The organism is Tenacibaculum maritimum NCIMB 2154 (assembly GCF_900119795.1).
In the GTDB taxonomy this organism is placed as follows: domain Bacteria; phylum Bacteroidota; class Bacteroidia; order Flavobacteriales; family Flavobacteriaceae; genus Polaribacter; species Polaribacter maritimus.
This window is the reverse complement of record NZ_LT634361.1, coordinates 1,764,819-1,784,780: the sequence shown is the minus strand read 5'-3', so window position 1 is coordinate 1,784,780 and position 19,962 is coordinate 1,764,819. Positions and strand designations below refer to the sequence as shown.

The 19,962-nt window shown below is 30.9% G+C and carries 16 protein-coding genes; 10 read left to right on the top strand and 6 right to left on the bottom strand.

Going from position 1 to position 19,962, the window contains the following annotated elements:
- The first annotated feature begins 41 nt into the window (after positions 1-41).
- A complete protein-coding gene (aqpZ, locus tag MARIT_RS08010) occupies positions 42-728 on the top strand; it encodes an aquaporin Z (protein WP_024740496.1) in 687 nt (228 codons plus the stop codon).
- 83 nt (positions 729-811) lie between these two features.
- Here aqpZ and murB read toward each other — a convergent pair whose 3' ends face one another.
- A complete protein-coding gene (gene murB, locus MARIT_RS08005; RefSeq protein ID WP_100211232.1) occupies positions 812-1,819 on the bottom strand; it encodes a UDP-N-acetylmuramate dehydrogenase in 1,008 nt (335 codons plus the stop codon).
- A gap of 68 nt (positions 1,820-1,887) precedes the next feature.
- Positions 1,888-3,078, bottom strand: coding sequence for a pyridoxal phosphate-dependent aminotransferase (locus MARIT_RS08000; protein ID WP_024740494.1), 1,191 nt, complete (start codon positions 3,076-3,078; stop codon positions 1,888-1,890).
- A 156-nt stretch (positions 3,079-3,234) separates the two neighbouring features.
- On the opposite strand from MARIT_RS08000, the gene MARIT_RS07995 reads away from it, so the two are divergent.
- The gene (locus tag MARIT_RS07995; RefSeq protein ID WP_100211231.1) at positions 3,235-4,572 is read left to right on the top strand and encodes an aspartyl protease family protein; all 1,338 of its coding nucleotides are present in this window, start codon (positions 3,235-3,237) and stop codon (positions 4,570-4,572) included.
- A 56-nt stretch (positions 4,573-4,628) separates the two neighbouring features.
- Here the strand turns inward: MARIT_RS07995 and MARIT_RS07990 are convergent, their stop codons facing one another.
- Complete coding sequence (locus tag MARIT_RS07990) at positions 4,629-5,039, bottom strand: DUF1573 domain-containing protein (RefSeq protein ID WP_024740492.1); 411 nt, start codon at positions 5,037-5,039, stop codon at positions 4,629-4,631.
- Between the two features lie 140 nt (positions 5,040-5,179).
- On the opposite strand from MARIT_RS07990, the gene MARIT_RS07985 reads away from it, so the two are divergent.
- Entirely contained in the window at positions 5,180-7,819 is a 2,640-nt protein-coding gene (locus tag MARIT_RS07985) for a valine--tRNA ligase (RefSeq protein ID WP_100212018.1), read from the top strand.
- An 80-nt stretch (positions 7,820-7,899) separates the two neighbouring features.
- Here MARIT_RS07985 and MARIT_RS07980 read toward each other — a convergent pair whose 3' ends face one another.
- Together MARIT_RS07980 and MARIT_RS07975 are read right to left on the bottom strand one after the other, a co-directional pair.
- Positions 7,900-8,358: a tetratricopeptide repeat protein gene (locus tag MARIT_RS07980; RefSeq protein WP_100211230.1), complete on the bottom strand. Its 459-nt coding sequence runs from the start codon at positions 8,356-8,358 to the stop codon at positions 7,900-7,902.
- Between the two features lie 2 nt (positions 8,359-8,360).
- Positions 8,361-8,957 (bottom strand): superoxide dismutase, encoded by a 597-nt coding sequence (locus MARIT_RS07975; protein WP_100211229.1) that lies wholly within the window; start codon positions 8,955-8,957, stop codon positions 8,361-8,363.
- 238 nt (positions 8,958-9,195) lie between these two features.
- Here MARIT_RS07975 and MARIT_RS07970 point away from each other — a divergent pair, with 238 nt between their 5' ends.
- The 7 genes from MARIT_RS07970 to MARIT_RS07940 all read left to right on the top strand — a co-directional run bounded on the left by MARIT_RS07970 (position 9,196) and on the right by MARIT_RS07940 (position 18,816).
- The gene (locus MARIT_RS07970) at positions 9,196-10,050 is read left to right on the top strand and encodes a hydroxymethylglutaryl-CoA lyase (RefSeq protein ID WP_162288621.1); all 855 of its coding nucleotides are present in this window, start codon (positions 9,196-9,198) and stop codon (positions 10,048-10,050) included.
- A 6-nt stretch (positions 10,051-10,056) separates the two neighbouring features.
- Complete coding sequence (locus MARIT_RS07965; RefSeq protein WP_024740487.1) at positions 10,057-10,863, top strand: hypothetical protein; 807 nt, start codon at positions 10,057-10,059, stop codon at positions 10,861-10,863.
- A 42-nt stretch (positions 10,864-10,905) separates the two neighbouring features.
- Positions 10,906-12,480, top strand: coding sequence for a bifunctional metallophosphatase/5'-nucleotidase (locus MARIT_RS07960; protein WP_100211227.1), 1,575 nt, complete (start codon positions 10,906-10,908; stop codon positions 12,478-12,480).
- Positions 12,481-12,594: 114 nt separating this feature from the next.
- Positions 12,595-13,794 carry a DUF4856 domain-containing protein gene (locus tag MARIT_RS07955; RefSeq protein WP_024740485.1) on the top strand — a complete coding sequence of 400 codons (1,200 nt, stop codon included), beginning with the start codon at positions 12,595-12,597 and terminating at the stop codon, positions 13,792-13,794.
- Between the two features lie 94 nt (positions 13,795-13,888).
- Positions 13,889-14,995, top strand: a complete 1,107-nt coding sequence (locus MARIT_RS07950) for an imelysin family protein (RefSeq protein ID WP_024740484.1) — start codon at positions 13,889-13,891, stop codon at positions 14,993-14,995.
- A complete protein-coding gene (locus MARIT_RS07945; RefSeq protein WP_100211226.1) occupies positions 14,985-16,358 on the top strand; it encodes an HTTM domain-containing protein in 1,374 nt (457 codons plus the stop codon). The genes MARIT_RS07950 and MARIT_RS07945 overlap by 11 nt, the downstream gene beginning before the upstream one ends.
- On the top strand, positions 16,333-18,816 hold the full coding sequence (locus MARIT_RS07940; protein WP_231975094.1) for a TonB-dependent receptor domain-containing protein: 2,484 nt from the start codon (positions 16,333-16,335) through the stop codon (positions 18,814-18,816). The genes MARIT_RS07945 and MARIT_RS07940 overlap by 26 nt, the downstream gene beginning before the upstream one ends.
- An 83-nt stretch (positions 18,817-18,899) precedes the next feature.
- On the opposite strand, the gene MARIT_RS07935 is transcribed toward MARIT_RS07940, so the two are convergent.
- The gene (locus MARIT_RS07935) at positions 18,900-19,958 is read right to left on the bottom strand and encodes an imelysin family protein (protein WP_100211225.1); all 1,059 of its coding nucleotides are present in this window, start codon (positions 19,956-19,958) and stop codon (positions 18,900-18,902) included.
- Positions 19,959-19,962: the final 4 nt, after the last annotated feature.

The window sequence follows — 19,962 nt, the reverse complement described above, 5'->3', positions numbered from 1 at the left end:
TCTAGTTTTGCGGCTGATTAATTATTTAAATTTTATTTACAATGAAAAAATATTTAGCAGAATTATTCGGAACATTTTGGTTAGTTTTCGGAGGTTGTGGAAGTGCTATCTTTGCAGCAGGATTCCCTGATTTAGGCATAGGGTTTACAGGAGTTGCTTTAGCGTTTGGTTTAACAGTTTTAACTATGGCATATGCAGTAGGGCATATTTCTGGAGGGCATTTTAATCCGGCTGTTTCTATTGGATTATGGGCTGGAGGAAAGTTTTCCATAAAAGAACTTGTTCCTTATATCGTATCTCAATTAGTAGGAGCAGTCTTAGCAGGAGGGATGTTGTACTTAATTGTATCAAACAAAACAGGCTTTGAAACTATTGGAGGGTTTGCCGCAAATGGTTATGGAAAGTTATCGCCAGGAGGGTACACTATAACAGCAGCTTTTATAACAGAATTTATATTAACAATGTTTTTTTTACTAATTATTTTAGGGAGTACAAACGATAGAGCCCCAAAAGGTTTTGCTCCAATCGCTATAGGTTTAGGACTAACATTAATTCATTTGATAAGTATTCCTGTAACAAATACTTCTGTTAATCCGGCTAGATCTATGAGTCAAGCATTATTTGCAGGAGGAGAATATTTAATACAATCTTGGCTATTTTGGGTTGCCCCAATAGGAGGTGCAGTTGTAGCAGGAGTTATACATAAAGTATTATTTGATAAAGAGTAAAAATATAAAAAAAGGATAAGCATATTTATATACTTATCCTTTTTTTATATTTTGAGTAATTATTTTCTCATAAAAACTTTAAACTATATAACGTTCACTTCAATTTCTAAATCTATTGAAAAGTTTTTTTTAACTTCACTTTTTATTTTCTGAGAAAGTGTATAAATTTCTTTTCCAGAAGCATTTCCATAATTGACTAAAACTAAGGCTTGTTTTTCATGGACACCGTAATCCCCAAAGCGTTTTCCTTTGAATCCAATCTGTTCAATAAGCCATCCAGCAGGTATCTTAATTTCGTTATTTGAAACAATGTAATGAGGTATTGATGGAAATTTTTCCTTTAATTTGTCAAAGAGCTTTTTGGGTATGATAGGATTTTTAAAGAAACTACCGCTATTTCCAATTAGTTTAGGGTCTGGTAATTTAGATTGTCTAATAGCTATTACGGCATTTGAAACATCCTTTATATTGGGCTGTTTTATATTTTGATGAAGTAATTCTGTTTCAATAGCTCCATAAGATGTTTTTAAAATATGATTTGATTTGGTTAGACGAAAACTTACAGAAGTGATTACGTACTTGTTTTTGTATGTGTTTTTAAAAACAGAATTTCTATAGCCAAATTTACAAGCTTCATTTGAAAAAGTGGCTAATTTCCCTGTTTCAATTTCTATGCTTTCTACTTTTGTAATCGTATCTTTTACTTCTACTCCGTAAGCTCCTATATTTTGAATAGGAGAAGTGCCTACATTTCCTGGAATTAAAGATAAATTTTCTAAGCCACCATAGTCTTGAGAGACTGTCCATAATACGAATTCATGCCAGTTTTCACCAGCATTTACTGTTAAATAAACAAAATTAGCATCTTCTCTGTCTATCGAAACTCCTTTGATATCAATATATACTACTAATTCTTTTATATTTTTAGTAAGTAGCATATTGCTTCCACCACTTAACAAAAAGATTTTCTTTTCGTTTTTTAATAAATGTTGTAAATCATAAAAAGATGTAATGTGTACAAAGCGATCAGCCATGACATCAATACCAAATGTATTGTAATTTTTTAGTGATATGTTTTTTTGTATTTCCACGAAGACTGACGTAATTTTGTTAGATATAAAGCACAGTTAAAAATTTTTCTTAACTGTACTTTAATATATTAAGAATTGTATTTATTTAAGGCAATCTTTAAAATTTCAACAGAACGTTTTAAATCGGCTTCATTTAAAACATAAGCAATTCGAACTTGATTTTTACCTTCACCTTTAGTAGAATAAAACCCACTAGCAGGTGCGACCATTACAGTTTCATTATTGTCATTAAATTTTTCTAAGATCCATTGAGCGAAATGATCCGCATCTTTTACAGGTAGCTCAGCAATGCAGTAAAAAGCACCTTTTGGGTTGGCTACTTTTACCCCTGCTATTTTTTTTAATTCGCTAATTAGTAAATTCCTTCGGTTTACATACTCCTCAATAACATTATCAAAATAGCTTTGAGGAGTTTCTAAAGCGGCCTCGCTGGCTAGTAAAGCGTAGGTAGGAGGGCTTAAGCGGGCTTGCGCGAACTTAATGGCGGTGGTAATAAACTCTTCATTTTTAGAAACAATACATCCAATACGAGCTCCACACATACTATAACGTTTAGAAACAGAATCAATCATAATAGCATTTTGTTCTAAACCATCAATGGCCATTACGGAATTATGTTCATTTCCATCATATACAAATTCGCGATATACTTCATCGGCAATTAAAAATAAATCATGTTTTAGTACAATTTCTTTTAATTTTAAAATTTCTTCTTTAGAGTATAAGTATCCTGTAGGGTTTCCTGGGTTACATATTAAAATGGCCTTGGTTTTAGGAGTAATTAAGCTTTCAAAATCTTCGATTTTCGGTAAGGAAAAATTATCTTCAATTTTAGAAATAACAGGAACTACAGTTACTCCAGAAGCTGTAGAAAATCCATTGTAATTGGCGTAAAATGGCTCAGGAATGATGACTTCATCTCCTGGGTCGGTAATACTTCCAATAGTAAATAATAAAGCTTCAGAACCTCCAGTTGTAGCAATGATATTATTAGCATCTACGTTAATATTATTAGTAGCATAATATGCTGCTAATTTTGCTCTATATGTTTCAGAACCTTCTGAACGTGCATAAGAAAGCACCTCAATAGTATTGTTTTTTATAGCATCTAATGCTACTTGAGGAGTTTTAATATCTGGTTGTCCTATGTTTAAATGAAACACTTTAGTTCCTTGTTTTTTAGCAGCTTCAGCAAATGGAACCAATTTACGAATTGGACTCTGCGGCATGGCATTTCCTTTTTTTGAAATTAAAGGCATTTTTTTAATTTTTATAGTTGTTATCAGCGCAAATTTGCAAAATATTTTAGGAAAAAAGTAAGTTTTAATGAATATTTTATACGATAAAAATTGATAGCACAAAGATGTTTTTATTTTTAATTTTTGTACATTGTGTGTTAATCATTACTTAATCTATTGAAGAAATACATTCTTTTATTTATAATTCTCCTTTTTTGTAGCAAAATAAAAGGACAATCGGGTTTTTATTTTTCTGGAGATAAGAAAAATAAACAGTCTATTCGTTTTAAATTAATCAATAATTTAATCGTAATTCCTTTAGAAATCAACGGAAAACCACTTTCGTTTATTTTAGACACAGGAGTAAATAAGACTATTCTTTTTAATTTATCTAAGAAAGATAGTTTAGATTTGAGAAATGCGAGAAGAATAATTCTGAGAGGCTTAGGAAGTGGAGCCCCTGTAGAAGCTTTAGTATCTAAGGGGAATCAGTTTAAAATAAAAAACTTGATAAGTGAAAAAGAAGAATTATGTGTTATTTTAGAAGATAAATTTGATATTTCTGCTAAGATGGGAGTAACGATTCATGGGATAATAGGGTATAGTTTGTTCAAAAATCTAATAGTTAATATTAATTATAGAACTAAAAAAATAGCGTTTTATAACCCAAATACGTTTGATTATCCTAAGTGCAAGAGATGTGAAGTATTTTCACTAGAATTTTATAAAAACAAGCCGTATATAAATACGGAAATACAGTTAGACACCATTGAAAATAAAAAAATAGCTGTTAAAATGTTAATAGATACTGGAGGAAGTGATGCCTTATGGCTTTTTGAAGGAAGTAAAAAAGAGATAAAAACGCCTAAAAAATATTTTAATGATTTTATAGGAGAAGGGTTAAGTGGAACTATTTATGGACATAGAGCTAGAATACCTATAGCAAAATTAGGCAGCTATGAAATAAAAGCCCCAACGGTAACCTTTTTAGATTCGATATCTACATTTAATGCAAGAAAATTTAAAGAACGAAACGGTAGCTTTGGGGGAGGTGCTTTAAAACGATTTAAGATTTGGATTGATTATCCTAATAAGAAAATTACGTTCAAAAAAAATGGATCATTGAGTAAAGGGTTTTTCTATAATATGAGTGGTTTAGGGATTGTCTATAACGGTCAAGAATTAGTACAGGAAGAAGTTAAAGATCAAATAATACAAATGGCTAATGGAGGAAGTAGAAATAAAGGAAGTTTTTCTTTTGTAACAAGTTATAGGTATAATTTTAAACCTTCTTATAAAGTAGAACGTGTAATTAAAGGATCTCCTGGAGATTTGTCAGGCATAAAGGAGGGAGATGAAATTAAAATGATTAATGGAAGATTTTCTCATGAGTACAACACTTTGGAAGAGATCATTTCTTTATTCAGAACAAAACCAAATAAAAGGATAAGAATGGTTGTGAATAGGAATGGGCTCAAATTGAAATTTGAGTTTCGTTTAAGGAGGAGGATATAAAAAAGAGCTCGATATTTTTAAATATCGAGCTCTTTTTATTTATGATAAGAATTCTTCTAGCTTTGAGAAGAAGTCATGCTTTTTTCTTTTTTAGGAGTTATATCTTTTGAGATATATCCTTTAATTTTTACCATTTTTCTTTCTTGCCCTTTTGCATTAGACATAATGGTAATAGCTTTAGAAAAACCACCTAATCTTTTTGTATCATAAGAAACTTCAATCTTACCCTTTTCTCCAGGCATAATTGGAGCTTCAGGTTTACTAGGAACAGTACACCCGCAAGTAGATTTAACATCGCTAATAATAAGTGGAGCATCCCCTATATTGGTAAATTCAAATACTCTCTTTCCTTCAGATCCAAGAGCTATTTTTCCGTAGTCTATAGTTTCTTCTTCAAATTTGAATTCTTGAGAAGTAGCTGTTAAAGTTATAAAGCAAATAGCTGCAAATGATAATATTTTTTTCATGTGTTTAAAAATTAAATTGGGGTTTTTCGTCGGTTACAAATTTAGGATTATTTTTTTACTATAAAAAATGAACTACTTATTTTCTGTTCAAAATAGATAATTGTACTTTTGCCAATCATATTTCAAAAACAATGCCAAAAATGAACATTCCTTCTAAATATAATGCAAGTGAAGTAGAAAGTAAGTGGTACGATTACTGGATGAAACATAATTATTTTCATTCAGAAGTAGATGATCGAGAACCTTATACCATTGTAATTCCTCCACCGAATGTAACAGGAGTCTTACATATGGGACATATGTTAAATAATACAATTCAAGATGTATTAATTCGTCGAGCGCGATTACAAGGGAAAAATGCTTGTTGGGTGCCAGGAACGGATCATGCATCAATAGCAACTGAAGCAAAGGTTGTGGCTAGATTAAAAGAGCAAGGAATTGAGAAAAATGATTTAACTAGAGAAGAGTTTTTAGCGCATGCATGGGAATGGAAGCATGAATATGGAGGAATTATTTTGGAGCAATTGAAAAAGTTGGGAGCATCTTGTGATTGGGATAGAACAGCTTTTACTATGGATCCTGAATTATCCGAATCTGTTATAAAGGTTTTTGTTGGCCTATACAATAAAGGGCTTATTTATCGTGGTTATAGAATGGTAAATTGGGATCCGGAAGCAAAAACAACACTGTCTGATGAAGAAGTGATTCATGAAGAACGCCAAGGAAACTTATACTATTTGAAATACAGAGTGGAAGGCTCAGAAGATACATTAACGGTAGCAACTACAAGACCAGAAACCATTTTTGGAGATACAGCAATATGTATCAATCCTAACGATGAGCGATTTACTCATTTAAAGGGGAAAAAAGCAATAGTACCATTATGCAATAGAGTAGTACCTATTATAGAAGATGAATACGTTGATGTAGAGTTTGGTACAGGATGTTTAAAAGTAACTCCTGCTCATGATGAGAATGATAAAAAATTAGGAGATAAGCATACGTTAGAAGTTATTGATATTTTTAATGACGATGCTAGTTTAAATTCTTTTGGATTGCATTATCAAGGAAAAGATCGCTTTGTAGTTCGTAAAGAAATAGCCAAAGAGTTAGAAGAAAAAGGTTTTCTAGTAAAAACAGAAGTTCATATGAATAAGGTAGGAACTTCAGAAAGAACAAAAGCAGTGATAGAACCTAGATTATCGGATCAATGGTTCTTAAAGATGGAAGAGTTAGTAAAACCAGCGATAGAAGCTGTTTTAGGAGAAGATAGTGAGGTAAAATTATATCCAAAGAAGTTTGAAAACACATATCGCCATTGGATGGAGAATATTCGCGATTGGAATATTTCTCGTCAATTATGGTGGGGGCAGCAAATACCTGCATATTTCTATGGAGAAGGAAAGGAAGATTTTGTGGTAGCTGAAACGATAGAAGAGGCGGTAAAATTAGCGCAGGATAAAACTAAAAACTCTGCATTGACAGCTATTGATTTAAAACAAGATCCAGATGCATTAGACACATGGTTTTCTTCATGGTTATGGCCAATGTCTGTTTTTGATGGTATTCGAAATCCAGAAAATAAAGAAATTAAATATTATTATCCTACAAATGACTTGGTTACAGGGCCAGATATATTATTTTTCTGGGTTGCACGTATGATTATTGCAGGTTATGAATATAAAGATGAGCGTCCTTTTGAAAATGTATATTTAACAGGATTAGTACGTGATAAGCAACGAAGAAAGATGTCTAAGTCATTAGGAAACTCACCAGATGCTTTAAAGCTAATAGATGATTATGGAGCAGATGGGGTTCGTGTAGGCTTATTGTTGAGTTCTGCTGCTGGTAACGACTTGATGTTTGATGAAGACTTATGCCAGCAAGGAAAAGGATTTGCTAATAAAATATGGAATGCTTTCCGGTTAATAAAAGGATGGGAAATTGATGAAAACTTAGCACAGCCAGAAACAGCAAAAATAGGGCTGCAATGGTATGATGCAAAGTTTCAAAAAGTACGGTCTGAAATAGAGGATCACTTTAGTAAATATCGTTTATCAGATGCACTGATGGCCATTTACAAATTAATCATGGATGATTTTTCATCATGGTTATTGGAGATTGTAAAACCAGGATATCAACAACCAATTGATGCTAAGACATATAATTCTATTATCGAAGTTTTAGAGAATAATTTAAAAATCTTACATCCATTTATGCCATTTTTAACAGAAGAAATATGGCAATATATTACAGAAAGAACTTCCGAAGAAGCGCTAGTAATTGCTAGGTATCCAGAAATAAAAGATTCTGATGAGCAAATAATAACTGATTTTGAGTTTGCTATGGAAGTGGTTTCAGGTATTAGAACTGTTAGAAAGGAAAAAAACATACCTTTTAGAGAAGCGGTAGAGTTATCATTAGTAAATAATGAAGGATATACTAAAGAATTTGATGTGATAATTAAAAAACTAACAAATTTATCAGCCGTTAAATATGTGACAGAAAAAGTAGAAGGTGCTGCTTCTTTTAGAGTGAAATCTAACGAATATTTTATACCTATATCTATGGATAATATAGATGTTGAAGCTGAAAAAGTAAAATTAAATGCAGAACTTAAAAGGGCTGAAGGTTTTTTATTCGGAATTCAGAAAAAATTATCAAACGAGCGCTTTGTAGGTAATGCACCAGAAAAAGTTATAGCATTAGAACGCAAAAAAGAATCAGATACAGTAGCTAAGATAGAAACGATTAAAGCTAGTTTAATTAGTTTGGGGTAGTAACTCAATAAAGCTTATGTGAAATAAAATGCAGAAAAACAAACCAGTTTTTTCTGCATTTTTTGTAGCTAAGATAATTGCTATTGAAGAGAAGAAGGGGTGTCCTTTAAAAAAAAGTGATCTAAGTCTTTGAGCACCTGTTCTTTTATTACACTATCATATTGTTTAGCAAAATGGAAATAATTTATGCTAGCTTTTCTAAGTTCAGTGTATATTTCTTCTTTATTGATATCTTCATTTCTTGTGGTATAAATTAGATAATAAATAGCTCTTTTTAATATGTTTTCAGCGTTGTCTATTTGCTGTAACTCCAGATACGTATTTGCAATATTATTACAAGAAATCATAAAAATTTGAATCAATGGAATGCCTATACGAATGCAATCAGAATAGTTTTTGTTAAGAACTTCTACGCGATATAATGCATTTTTATAGCCGAGTAAAGCATCTTTAAATTTACCTTTTTGGAATAATTCATTAGAAACTGTAGTCTTATTTTTCCAGTAACTTTCTATTTTCCTTATACAAGTATCGCTCATTGTTATTTAAGATTTTGATTAGCAAACTTCCAATTAATTACTTCCCAAAAACCTTCTACAAATTTAGGTCTACCATTTCTATAATCAATATAATAAGCATGCTCCCAAACATCTAATGTTAATATAGGTTTTTTGTTTTCAGTGAGTGGAGTATGAGCATCTTTCATAGGAATAATCTCCAAAACACCTTCTTTATTTAGAGCAAGCCAAGCCCATCCACAACCAAATAGTTTTATAGCTGTTTCTGAAAATAAGTTTTTAAAATTTTCAAAATTCCCAAAATCCCTATCAATGAGTTTGGCAATTTTTCCAAATGGAAGTTTTCCACCGTTAGGAGAAAGGCATTCCCAGAAAAAACTATGGTTCCAATGTTGGGCAGCATTATTAAATAAGCTAAAGTTTTTTTCTTTAAAAGACTTCAAGATAAGTTGCTCTAAGCTTAGGTTAGTAAGAGGAGTGTCTTCTATTAGTTTATTTAAATTATTAAGATAATTCATATGGTGTTTCCCGTAATGATAATTAAGTGTTTCTTCAGTAATAAAAGGAGCTAAATCGTTTCTTTTATATGGTAATAAAGGGAGTTGTTTAGAGATTGTCATTCTTTAATTGTTTTGTTGTTTTTTTAGTGCAAATATAAATATTATTTTAGACTTATCTAATTTTATATTTAGTTAAGACTAAATATGAAAATTACTTAAAAAAAGAATACGTATTTGGAAGTATTCAAAAAGAATTATTTAATAAACGGAGGTTTATAAGGAACTTATCAAAAAATTATTGATAAAGAAGTAAAATAGCCTTTAAAGTGATAAAATATCTATTATATTTGGCGTAATGATTGAAAGAGTTAAAATCATAGAATGTCCGAGAGACGCAATGCAAGGAATTAAAGATCGTTTTATTTCAACAGAAGCAAAAGTGAGATATATCAATTCTTTACTAAAAGTAGGGTTTGATACAATTGATTTTGGGAGTTTTGTATCTCCAAAAGCAATTCCACAAATGAAGGATACTGCAGCTGTTTTATCACAGTTAGATTTGGAGAGAACTGAAAGTAAATTATTAGCAATAGTTGCTAATGTAAGAGGAGCAAATGATGCGTCTCAATTTGAAGAAATAAATTACTTAGGATATCCTTTTTCTATATCAGAAAATTTTCAAATGAGAAATACGCATAAGACAATTGCTCAATCTATTGAAACTTTGAAAGAGATTTTAGCTATCGCAAATAGAAAAAATAAGCAAGTTGTAACCTATTTATCCATGGGGTTTGGAAACCCATATGGAGATCCTTGGAATGTAGGAATTGTAGCAGAGTGGACCGAAAAACTTTCGAATATGGGAGTAAAAATAGTATCTTTGTCAGATACTGTTGGTAGTTCAACCCCGGAAAGCATTCACTATTTGTTTTCGAACTTAATTCCAAAATACCCTCAAATAGAGTTTGGAGCACATTTACATACAACACCTTTAAAATGGCATGAGAAAGTAGATAGTGCTTATAAGGCAGGTTGCCGTAGGTTTGATGGAGCTATTAAAGGTTATGGAGGTTGCCCTATGGCAAAAGATGAATTAACGGGAAATATGCCCACAGAGAAGTTGCTGTCTTATTTTACAGCAATGAAAGCAGAAACCAATATAAAACCAATGAGCTTTGAGAGTGCATATAATAAGGCTCTGGAAGTATTTTAAAGAATAATGAAGTTTAAAATTATTACATTTTTTTTATTTTTTTTAACATCGAGTTATACTAATGATACTAATGAGAGAATTGGAGCATGGGATATAAAAAGAGGTGTCCTTATTAAAGATGGAAGAAAAGAAAGTGAATTAGCAGCTTACCATTGGAAGATATTTTATGATATTTTTCCTAAAAGTATAACACGCAAATATATCAAAAAGCTTGTTTTAATTTCTGACGGACTTGATGAAAAAACAGGTGCTTTAGGGGCTTTGAATAAAAATAATACAAAATGGCAATTGGTAATAGATATTGTTGATGTTGATTTTAAATCAAAGAATAAGAGAAGATTAAAAGAATCGGTATATACCTTAATACATGAATTTGGGCATTTATTAACGCTCAATAATACCCAAATAAAGCCTACTTTAAAGTTAATTCAAGAAGAAGATGATCCTTATTTAACTATAGAGGGAGAAGCATTTGAGGGAAGTTATATTAACAAATTTGTAGCAGAATTTTGGAAAGGGGAATTATTAAATCAATGGAATACGATACAAAATAAATATTGCTTTACGGAAGAAAATTGTGTTCGGAAATTATATGGGTTATATCAAGAGAATTTTACTGATTTCTTAACAGATTATGCCGCGGAAAGTCCAGAAGAGGATATTGTAGAAAGTTGGACTGCTTTTGTTTTAAGAGATAAAATAGCTAAGCCAAAAACAATAGCACAAAAGAAGATTAATTTTTTCTACCAATTCCCTAAACTCGTAATATATAGAGATTTAATACGTAGAAATATACGTAAATATTTAAACTAAAAATAGCATCCTTCTTAAAATTTATATAGGGCATAAAATAAGATGAAAAGAGGTATAAAAATATTCTTTTTTTCTTTAGTATCTTTTGTTAGTTGTGTGTCATTACAGCAAGTAGAAGCTAAAAAGGAAGAAAATAAAATTTCTGAGGATTTTACAACTGTTAAAGCCAAAAAAAAGAGGTCTAACACTATTGAATTTAATTTTTTACAATTGAATGATGTGTATGAAATAGCCCCTATTCAAGGAGGAAAATATGGAGGAATGGCTAGAGTAGCAACTGTACATAAACAACTATTGAAAGAGAATCCCAATACAATGATGGTTTTAGCAGGAGACTTTTTAAATCCATCTTTATTAGGAACGGTTAAGTATGAAGGAAATCGATTAAGAGGGAGGCAGATGGTAGATGTAATGAATCACATGGGAGTTGATTTAGTTGCATTTGGAAATCACGAGTTTGATTTAAGTTATAAAGATTTGCAGAAACGCTTGAATGAAAGTAATTTTGAATGGATTTCTGGAAATATTAAACATTATAAAGCGGGAAAGAAAGAACTTTTTAGTAAAATATTAAAGGGTAAGAAATTCCCTGTAAAAGATACCTTTATTCGCGAATTTGTAAATATAGATGGAACAAGGGTAAAAATAGGTTTTATAAGTGTTTGTATTCCTTCTAATCCTAGAAGTTACATTGCTTATGGGGATGTTATTGAAGAAGCGAAAAGATCTTATAATGAGCTAAAGGGAAAGGTAGATCTTGTTTTTGGCTTGACACATGTAAAAATAAATCAAGATAAAGAAATAGCAAAGCTATTGCCGAATATACCGTTAATTATGGGAGGGCATGAACATACAAATAGTTATGATAAGGAAGGAAAGGTAATCATAGCTAAAGCAGATGCAAATGCTAAAACAGTTTATATACATAAAGTATCTTACAACAAATTAACTAAAGAAGTAGATGTTTATTCAGAACTTAAAGAGATTAATAAAGAAATACAGCCAGATAAAAAGATAGCTAAAATAGTAAATAAATGGCAAGCTATTTTAAAAAATAAAATAAAAGAATTAGTAGCAAATCCAGAAGAAGTGATATACAATGCTATAATTCCCTTAGATGCAAGAGATACACCTATACGGAGCAAGCAAACTAATATGGGGAAACTCATAGCCAAAGCAATGAGTTTTGCTTTTGATGACTCGGTAGATTGTGCTTTGGTAAATGGAGGATCTATACGTTTAGATGATACCTTAACAGGAAATATTACCCCAATAGATATATTTAAAGTATTGCCTTATGGGGGAGCTATCTTAAAGATTGAATTAAAAGGTAGCTTACTTAAAAAAGTATTGGATTTTGGAGCTGAGTCAGTAGGAACGGGTGCTTACTTACAAAGGTATAATGTTGATAATAATAAGGGAAGATGGTTTGTTCAAAATGAATTGATAGATAAAAATAAAGTATATAAGGTTGCCATATCAGATTATTTATTGAAAGGTTTTGATATTCCTTTTTTGTCAGAAAAAAATAAAGAAATCCTTCGAGTTTATCAACCAAAACTAGGTGAAAAAGGGCATGACATTCGTAGTGCTATTATACAATATTTTAAAAAATAAGACGGAGAATGTTATCGCTTATTTTTATTTAAAATAAATCTTAATAGATTTGGTAACTTCAAATTCTTAGGTTACTTTTGTTGTGAATTTTATTAAAATTAAATCTAAATAAAAATGAAAAGAGTAATTCTTTCAGCATTAGCTATTTCAGCTTTAGTGTTCACTTCATGCTCTAGTGATGATGATACACCAATTAATAATGTAACAGCACCTCCTACATATAAGTTTGAGAGAAATAAAAATACTACAGTTAGTTTTTCTGGTCAAACAGCTAGAATTAAGATGTCGGCAGAGATTGTTGCAGGACTGAAAAAAACTTCTAGTACTAAAGCAGGTTTAATGGAGATGTTTAAAGATGGTACCGGATTTACAGAAGCGGCATTAAATACATCAGGAAAAAAAGTACGTGAAAAGGTAGCGGCATCTCAAGATTACTTCAAAGCGAACTTAACAGAAAGAAATGAATTATTAGCCGATTTTGATGGCTGGATGAATTCGCAAGTAGATGTTGTATTTCCAAAGTGGAATGCAGATGCATCAAAAGGGAATGCAGGTAGATTGCAAAAACTAAATTCTAACCCAGCTTCTTATCGTTATGTGAATGCCAAAGGGTTAGAGCTAGATCAAGCTTTTGGGAAATCATTGATAGGGGCTTTAATGGCTGATCAAATTTTAAATAACTATTTAAGTATGGATGTTCTTGATGCTGGAGAAAATAAAGCGAATAATGATTCAGAAGTATTAGAGTCAGGGAAGAGCTATACTAAAATGGAGCATAAATGGGATGAAGCTTTTGGATACTTATATGGTACCGAAGAAAACCCAGAAAAACCAGTTCTAGGAGCTGATAACTTCTTAAATAAATACTTAAGTAGAGTAGAAAAAGATCCTAGCTTTAAAGGAATAGCTAAAAAAATATATGACGCTTTTAAATTAGGTAGAGCAGCAATTGTAGCTAAAAATTATGAAGTGCGAAATACACAAGCTGAAATTATTAGAGAGGCTATATCTAAAGTGATTGCAATTAGAGCTGTTTATTATTTACAAGCTGGTAAAGAAAAGTTAGCTACAGATAAAACAGCAGCTTTTCATGATTTATCTGAAGGATATGGGTTTGTATATAGCTTACGTTTTGCTCGTAATGCATCAGGAAACCCGCATTTAGACAAGACAAAGGTTAAAGGTTATTTAACAACTTTAATGAAAGGAGATGGATTTTGGGATGTAACTCCAGAAACATTGGATACAATTTCAAAAGAAATTGCAGCAGCGTTTAAATTTACTGTAGCAGAAGCTAAAGATGCTAATAACTAGTCTATTTTAAAACAGATATATAAAAAAAGTAGCCGATTTATCGGCTACTTTTTTATATATTTGCACATCTTTATTTAGAATAAATAGTAATAATATGTTTAAAAAAGTTAGTTTACTTTCCATTATTTCGATAATAATACTATATGCGTGTAGCTCTAGTTCTGATAATAGCTTAGAAGTAGGAGACGGGTTTGACAGAAAAGAGATGTTAACGCATTGGGCGAACAATTTAATTGTACCAGGTTATACAGACTTTGCTGAGAAAACAGAAAATTTAAAAGATGCTGCAAATAATTTTGCAGTAACGCCAAATCAAGCTAATTTATTAACCCTAAGAACAAGTTGGAAAACGGCTTATATGGTTTGGCAAAAAGTTTCAATATTTCAAATAGGAAAGGCAGAAACTTTGAATATGGTTAGTAATATGAATACTTTTCCTACAAATATTGAAGATTTAACATTGAATATTACTTCAGGAAATTATGATTTAACTTCTCAGAATGAATATGATGAACAAGGATTTCCTGCTTTAGATTATATGATAAATGGGGTAGCATCAGATGATGCTAGTATCATCGCATTTTATACAGGAGTTGATGCTGCTAAATACAAAAAGTATTTGAATGATTTGGTAATAAGAATAGACCTTTTAGCTAAAGAGGTTCTAGCAGATTGGAATGGAGAATTTAAGAATTTGTTTATAGAAAATGATGGTTCTTCTATAACAAGTAGTGTAGATAAGTTAGTTAACTTTTATGTGGTTTCTTTCTTTGAAAGAGAAGTTAGAGAAAAGAAAATTTCATTTCCTTCAGGGGTAAGAACAGGAACTCCTATTCCAAGAAATGCAGAAGCTTATTACAAAAAAGATATTTCTAAAGTATTATTAGAGGCAGCTTTTGATGCCACAGAAGACTTTTTTAATGGAAAAACATATGATGGCAATACTACAGGTAAAAGTTTAAAGGCATACTTACAATTTTTAAAGAGAGAGGATTTAATTGCAGCAATCAATACTAAGATTACTGATGTAAGAAGCGCGATAGATGTTTTAGATGCTAATTTTGTGCGCCAGATAAATACGGATAATACGAAAATGACATTGGCATTTGATAAGTTACAACTTTTAGTAAAAGACTTAAAGGTTGATATGGCAAGTGCAATGAGTATAAAAATTACAATTGAAGATAACGATGGCGATTAGTCGTCAAATACGAAACTATTTAGAAAAAACTACGGAAGCAGCTTCTTTGGCTGTTTTCCGTATTTTTTTTGGTATCATGATGTTTGCAAGCATGCTACGTTTTTGGTATCATGGATGGATTGAATCATTGTATGTCAATCCAAAGTTTCATTTCTCTTATTTTGGTTTTGAGTGGGTAAAACCTTTAGGAAGTTATACCTACTTGCTATTTGTTATTTGTGCTTTGGCAGCGTTATTAATAACTATTGGTTATAAATATAGAGTAGCCATAGTTATTTTCTTTTTGAGTTTTACCTATATAGAATTAATGGATAAAACAACTTATTTGAATCATTATTATTTTATAAGTTTGGTTAGTTTTATGCTAATCTTTTTACCAGCAAGTGCCTATTTTTCAATAGATGCAAAATTAAATTCTAAGTTATCTTATCAAAAAGTACCCCAATATACCGTAGATGTATTAAAATTAATGCTAGGAATAGTGTATTTTTATGCGGGTTTAGCAAAGTTAAACTCTGATTGGTTATTTAGAGCTTCTCCTCTAAGTATATGGTTACCTGTGCAATATGATTTGCCAATAGTAGGAAGCTTGATGCCTAAAACTTGGTTTCATTTTGCAATGAGTTGGGGAGGAACCTTATATGATTTGACCATTCCTTTTTTATTATTATATAAAAGAACAAGGCTGTTTGCTTTTTTTATGGTAGTAATATTTCATGTATTTACAAGAATATTATTTCCAATAGGAATGTTTCCCTTTATAATGATAGTAAACACTTTGCTGTTTTTTACACCCAGTTTTCATCATAAAATCATAGCCTTTATAGCTAAATTGATAAGAACTTCTAAGGCTAATTTTGACAATGGAAAAATATTAACATACTCGGTAAAACAACAAATAGCAGTAAAAATATTTGCTGTCTTTTTTACGTTTCAATTACTTTTTCCTTTTAGATATCTAGCATACCCAGGAGAGTTATTTTGGACAGAAGAAGGATTTCGTTTTTCTTGGAGAGTAATGCTTATGGAAAAGGCAGGAATAGCTGATTTTAAAATAGTGGATGCTGATACTGGTAAATATTTCTATATAAATAATAGAGATTATCTAACCATTTTACAAGAAAAGCAAATGAGTTTCCAGCCTGATTTCATTTTAGAATTTGCTCATTTTTTAGGAGATACTTTTAAAGACAAGGGAATAAAAAAACCAGAGGTTTATGTAGAAAGTTTCGTAACTCTTAACGGGAGATTGAGTTCACAATTTATAGATGCAACAGTAAACTTATACCAAGAGAAAGATAGTTTTAAACACAAAAATTGGATTATACCATTTAATCATGAAATTAAAATTAAAGGATTATAGCATTATTATAATGCTACTTTTTTCACTGCAAAATTTACTTGCTCAGCACACTATTTATGGAAAAGTAGTAGATAGTCAAGGGAATGCTATTAAAGGAGTTGAAGTTTATAGTGCTTCTGGAGGAATTTTAGCAAAATCTGATCTCCAAGGAAGTTATAAAATCACTTCTTTAAAATCAGGGAAACATAAAATTGTGTTCTTCTCATATTATTTTAAAATAAATGAAAAAAACATAGCGATAACGAATAAAAACTTACAGCTAAATATTGTATTAGAAGCATTAGAAGAAGAGCTATCAGAAGTAGTTATAAATCAACGAAAAAGAAAAGCTTTTACACTTAAGAGATTAAAAGAAGTAGAAGGGACAGCAATTTTTGCAGGAAAAAAAACAGAGGTTGTATTAGTAGATCAATCTATAGGAAATAAGGCTGCCAATAATGCACGTCAAATATATAGCCAAGTTGTGGGTTTGAATATTTACGAAAATGATGATGCAGGGTTGCAATTAAATATTGGAGGGAGAGGATTGGATCCTAATAGAACTTCCAATTTTAACACAAGACAGAATGGTTATGATATCAGTGCCGATGTATTAGGATACCCAGAAAGTTATTATACACCTCCAGGAGAGGCTTTAAAAGAAATACAAATTATAAGAGGAGCTGCCTCTTTGCAATATGGAACCCAATTTGGAGGTTTGCTAAACTTTAAATTTAAAGGCCCCAATAGAAATGAAGGGTTTGAATTGATAACGCGTCAATCAATTGGATCATTTGGTTTGTTTAATAGTTTTACAAGTGTAGGAGGAACAGTAGGAAAAACAGGATATTATGGGTATTTTAATTTTAAGGAAGGAGATGGTTTTAGACCTAATTCTGCATTTAATTCAAAAAATATATATGCTCACGTAGATCATAAAATATCAAATAAAACTACATTCATAGCAGAATTTACACATTTAAATTATTTAGCAAAACAACCTGGAGGGCTTACAGATAGCCAGTTCAATCAAAATCCGTTGCAAAGTTTACGAAGCAGAAATTGGTTTGATATAGATTGGAATCTATGGGCGTTAAAGCTCGAGCATAATTTTACAGAAACCACAAGGTTGAGTTTTAATCTTTTTGGATTAAGCGCTTCAAGAAAAGCTTTAGGGTATAGAGGAAACTATAAATTTATTGGATTAAATCCAGTTTCAGCACCTGATGAAACAGAGAATGGAGTATATGATTTTAGAGATTTAATCATAGGGAATTATAAAAACTGGGGAATAGAAACGCGCTTTTTATCAAATTATACCCTCGGAAATAAAAAAAGTATATTTCTAGTAGGAGCCAAGTATTACCGAGCGAATAATGATGAAAAGCAAGGAGCGGGTTCCAGAGATAGTGATGCTGATTTTAAATTTGTAGATAAAGAGGATTATAATAGCTCTTTCTTTAAATTTCCTAACGAAAATGTAGCAATTTTTGGAGAAAATATCTTTAAAATATCAGAGAGTTTCACGTTAACGCCGGGAATTCGTTTGGAATATATAAAAACTAGTGCTAATGGTGAATATTCTAGAGTTTTAAGAGATGGAGCAGGAAATGCATTACCTGGAGGAATTAGTACAGCAATAGAAAATAAAGTGAAGGAAAGAAGTTTTGCATTGTTAGGAATAGGAGTTAGTTATAAACCATCAGCTAGTTTTGAATTATATGGAAATATATCTCAAAATTATCGCTCGGTTACCTTTAATGATATTAGAACGGTAAATCCATCATTTTTGGTAGGGGAAAATATAGGAGATGAAAAAGGAGCTACAGCAGATATTGGATTAAGAGGTAGATGGAATAACTTTTTATCTTATGATGTAGGAGCCTACGGATTATTTTATAAAGATCGTATAGGAGTAACTTTAGTTTCTACAGGCCCCAATAAAGGGGATAGAGTAAGAGATAATATCGGGGAAGCATTTATTTATGGTGTAGAAAGTTTTATAGATTGGAATTTATTATCAGTATTTCATAGTGCTAATGACGAAGTTGTTTTAAATCTATTTACCAATATAGCGGTGACTGCATCTGAATATACCAAATCTAAAGAGCGTAGTGTGGTAGGGAAGAAAGTAGAATTTATTCCATTAATGAATTTTAAAACAGGAGTTAAGTTTGGTTATAAGAACTTCTTAGGAAGCGTTCAATATACGCATTTATCTAAACAGTTTACAGATGCTACCAATGGAGAAACAGTACAAGTAGGTAGTAGTAGAGAAGGGTTAGTAGGTAGCATACCAGCATATTCAATTTTAGACGCATCTTTTTCATATTCATATAAAAGATGGAAATTGGAAACAGGTATAAATAATTTATTAAATGAAAATTACTTTACAAGAAGAGCTACAGGATATCCAGGACCAGGTATTATACCGTCAGCTCCTAGAAGTTATTATGTAACATTGGAATTTAGCTTATAATTTTTTTGAGCGTTTAATTCATTTAAATTTCTATAAGAAAAAAGCACTGCTTTTATAGTTAAAAGCTAACGTTTAAAACTAGTTTAATCGCCATCATTATCGGTAAAGGTAATAGTAATTGATAGCGCACTAGCAAGATCGGCTTTGATAAGTATGATTAAGGATTTAATAGTATCATATAGCTCTTTTACGTCATTAGGATTACTAAGAAGCACATCTTTTAATGCTTTTGAATTTAGTTTAGTAATACTGTTTTCAATGAGTTCAAATTGCTTTCCAATTTTAATATTTAAATCGTTATTCTTTGTAATAAAGCTAACATAGTCAGCTAATCCCTCTGTTTTTCCAAAGTAAATTTCCTTAATGGTATTTATATTCTTTTTTATAAGTGCTATAGAAGAGGCACTTTTTTCAGCTTGAAGCTTATTAATATCTACGAAGGTAGTTCTTTCTATACCAGCAGGCTCTCCTATTTTAAACCGTTTTATATTTTCTAGTGAAGCATTTATTTGGTTTATAACTATATTAATTCCACCATCAATTCCAGTAGTGTTATTAGAAATAAAAACAGCGCGATAGTTTTTCCATATTTTATTTAAAGAAATGGCTTTTTGTAGTAGATTTTCACCTAGCATTTTTAAGTATTGAACCCGTCTTTGATTACTAAAAGAAGCTAGGGTTTCAGTGAAGGAAGCGTCAAAAATTAAAAACTCAATAGCGCTCAGCCCACGAAAATTTGTAGGCAAAGTATTGATGGTAGTGCCTGAAATAACGTTTGAAGAGTTTATATAATTATTAATACCTTCTTCATTTGCGTTCCAACTATAAAAAGCATTATGAATTCCAGAGGCCTTAATTGCTCCAATGTTTAATATTTCATTTCCACTAAAAGCAATGGCAGTCAGTTTCCATGTGCTTTGAAGTTTTTCTAAATTTTGTCTGTTTGCCTCCATAGAAAAAGCAGTAATCTCTTTATTTAGAAGCTCAATATTTTGAAGAAGTTTATTAGTGCTTGGTGTTTCAATGTTTTTAATAAAGTTATTTCTTAATTGCTTGAGATCGAATGATTGGGTTACTGTGTCATCACTACAAGCAGTAAAAAGAAAAATAATTAATAATAAAGTTAAATTTTTATGTATCATGTTA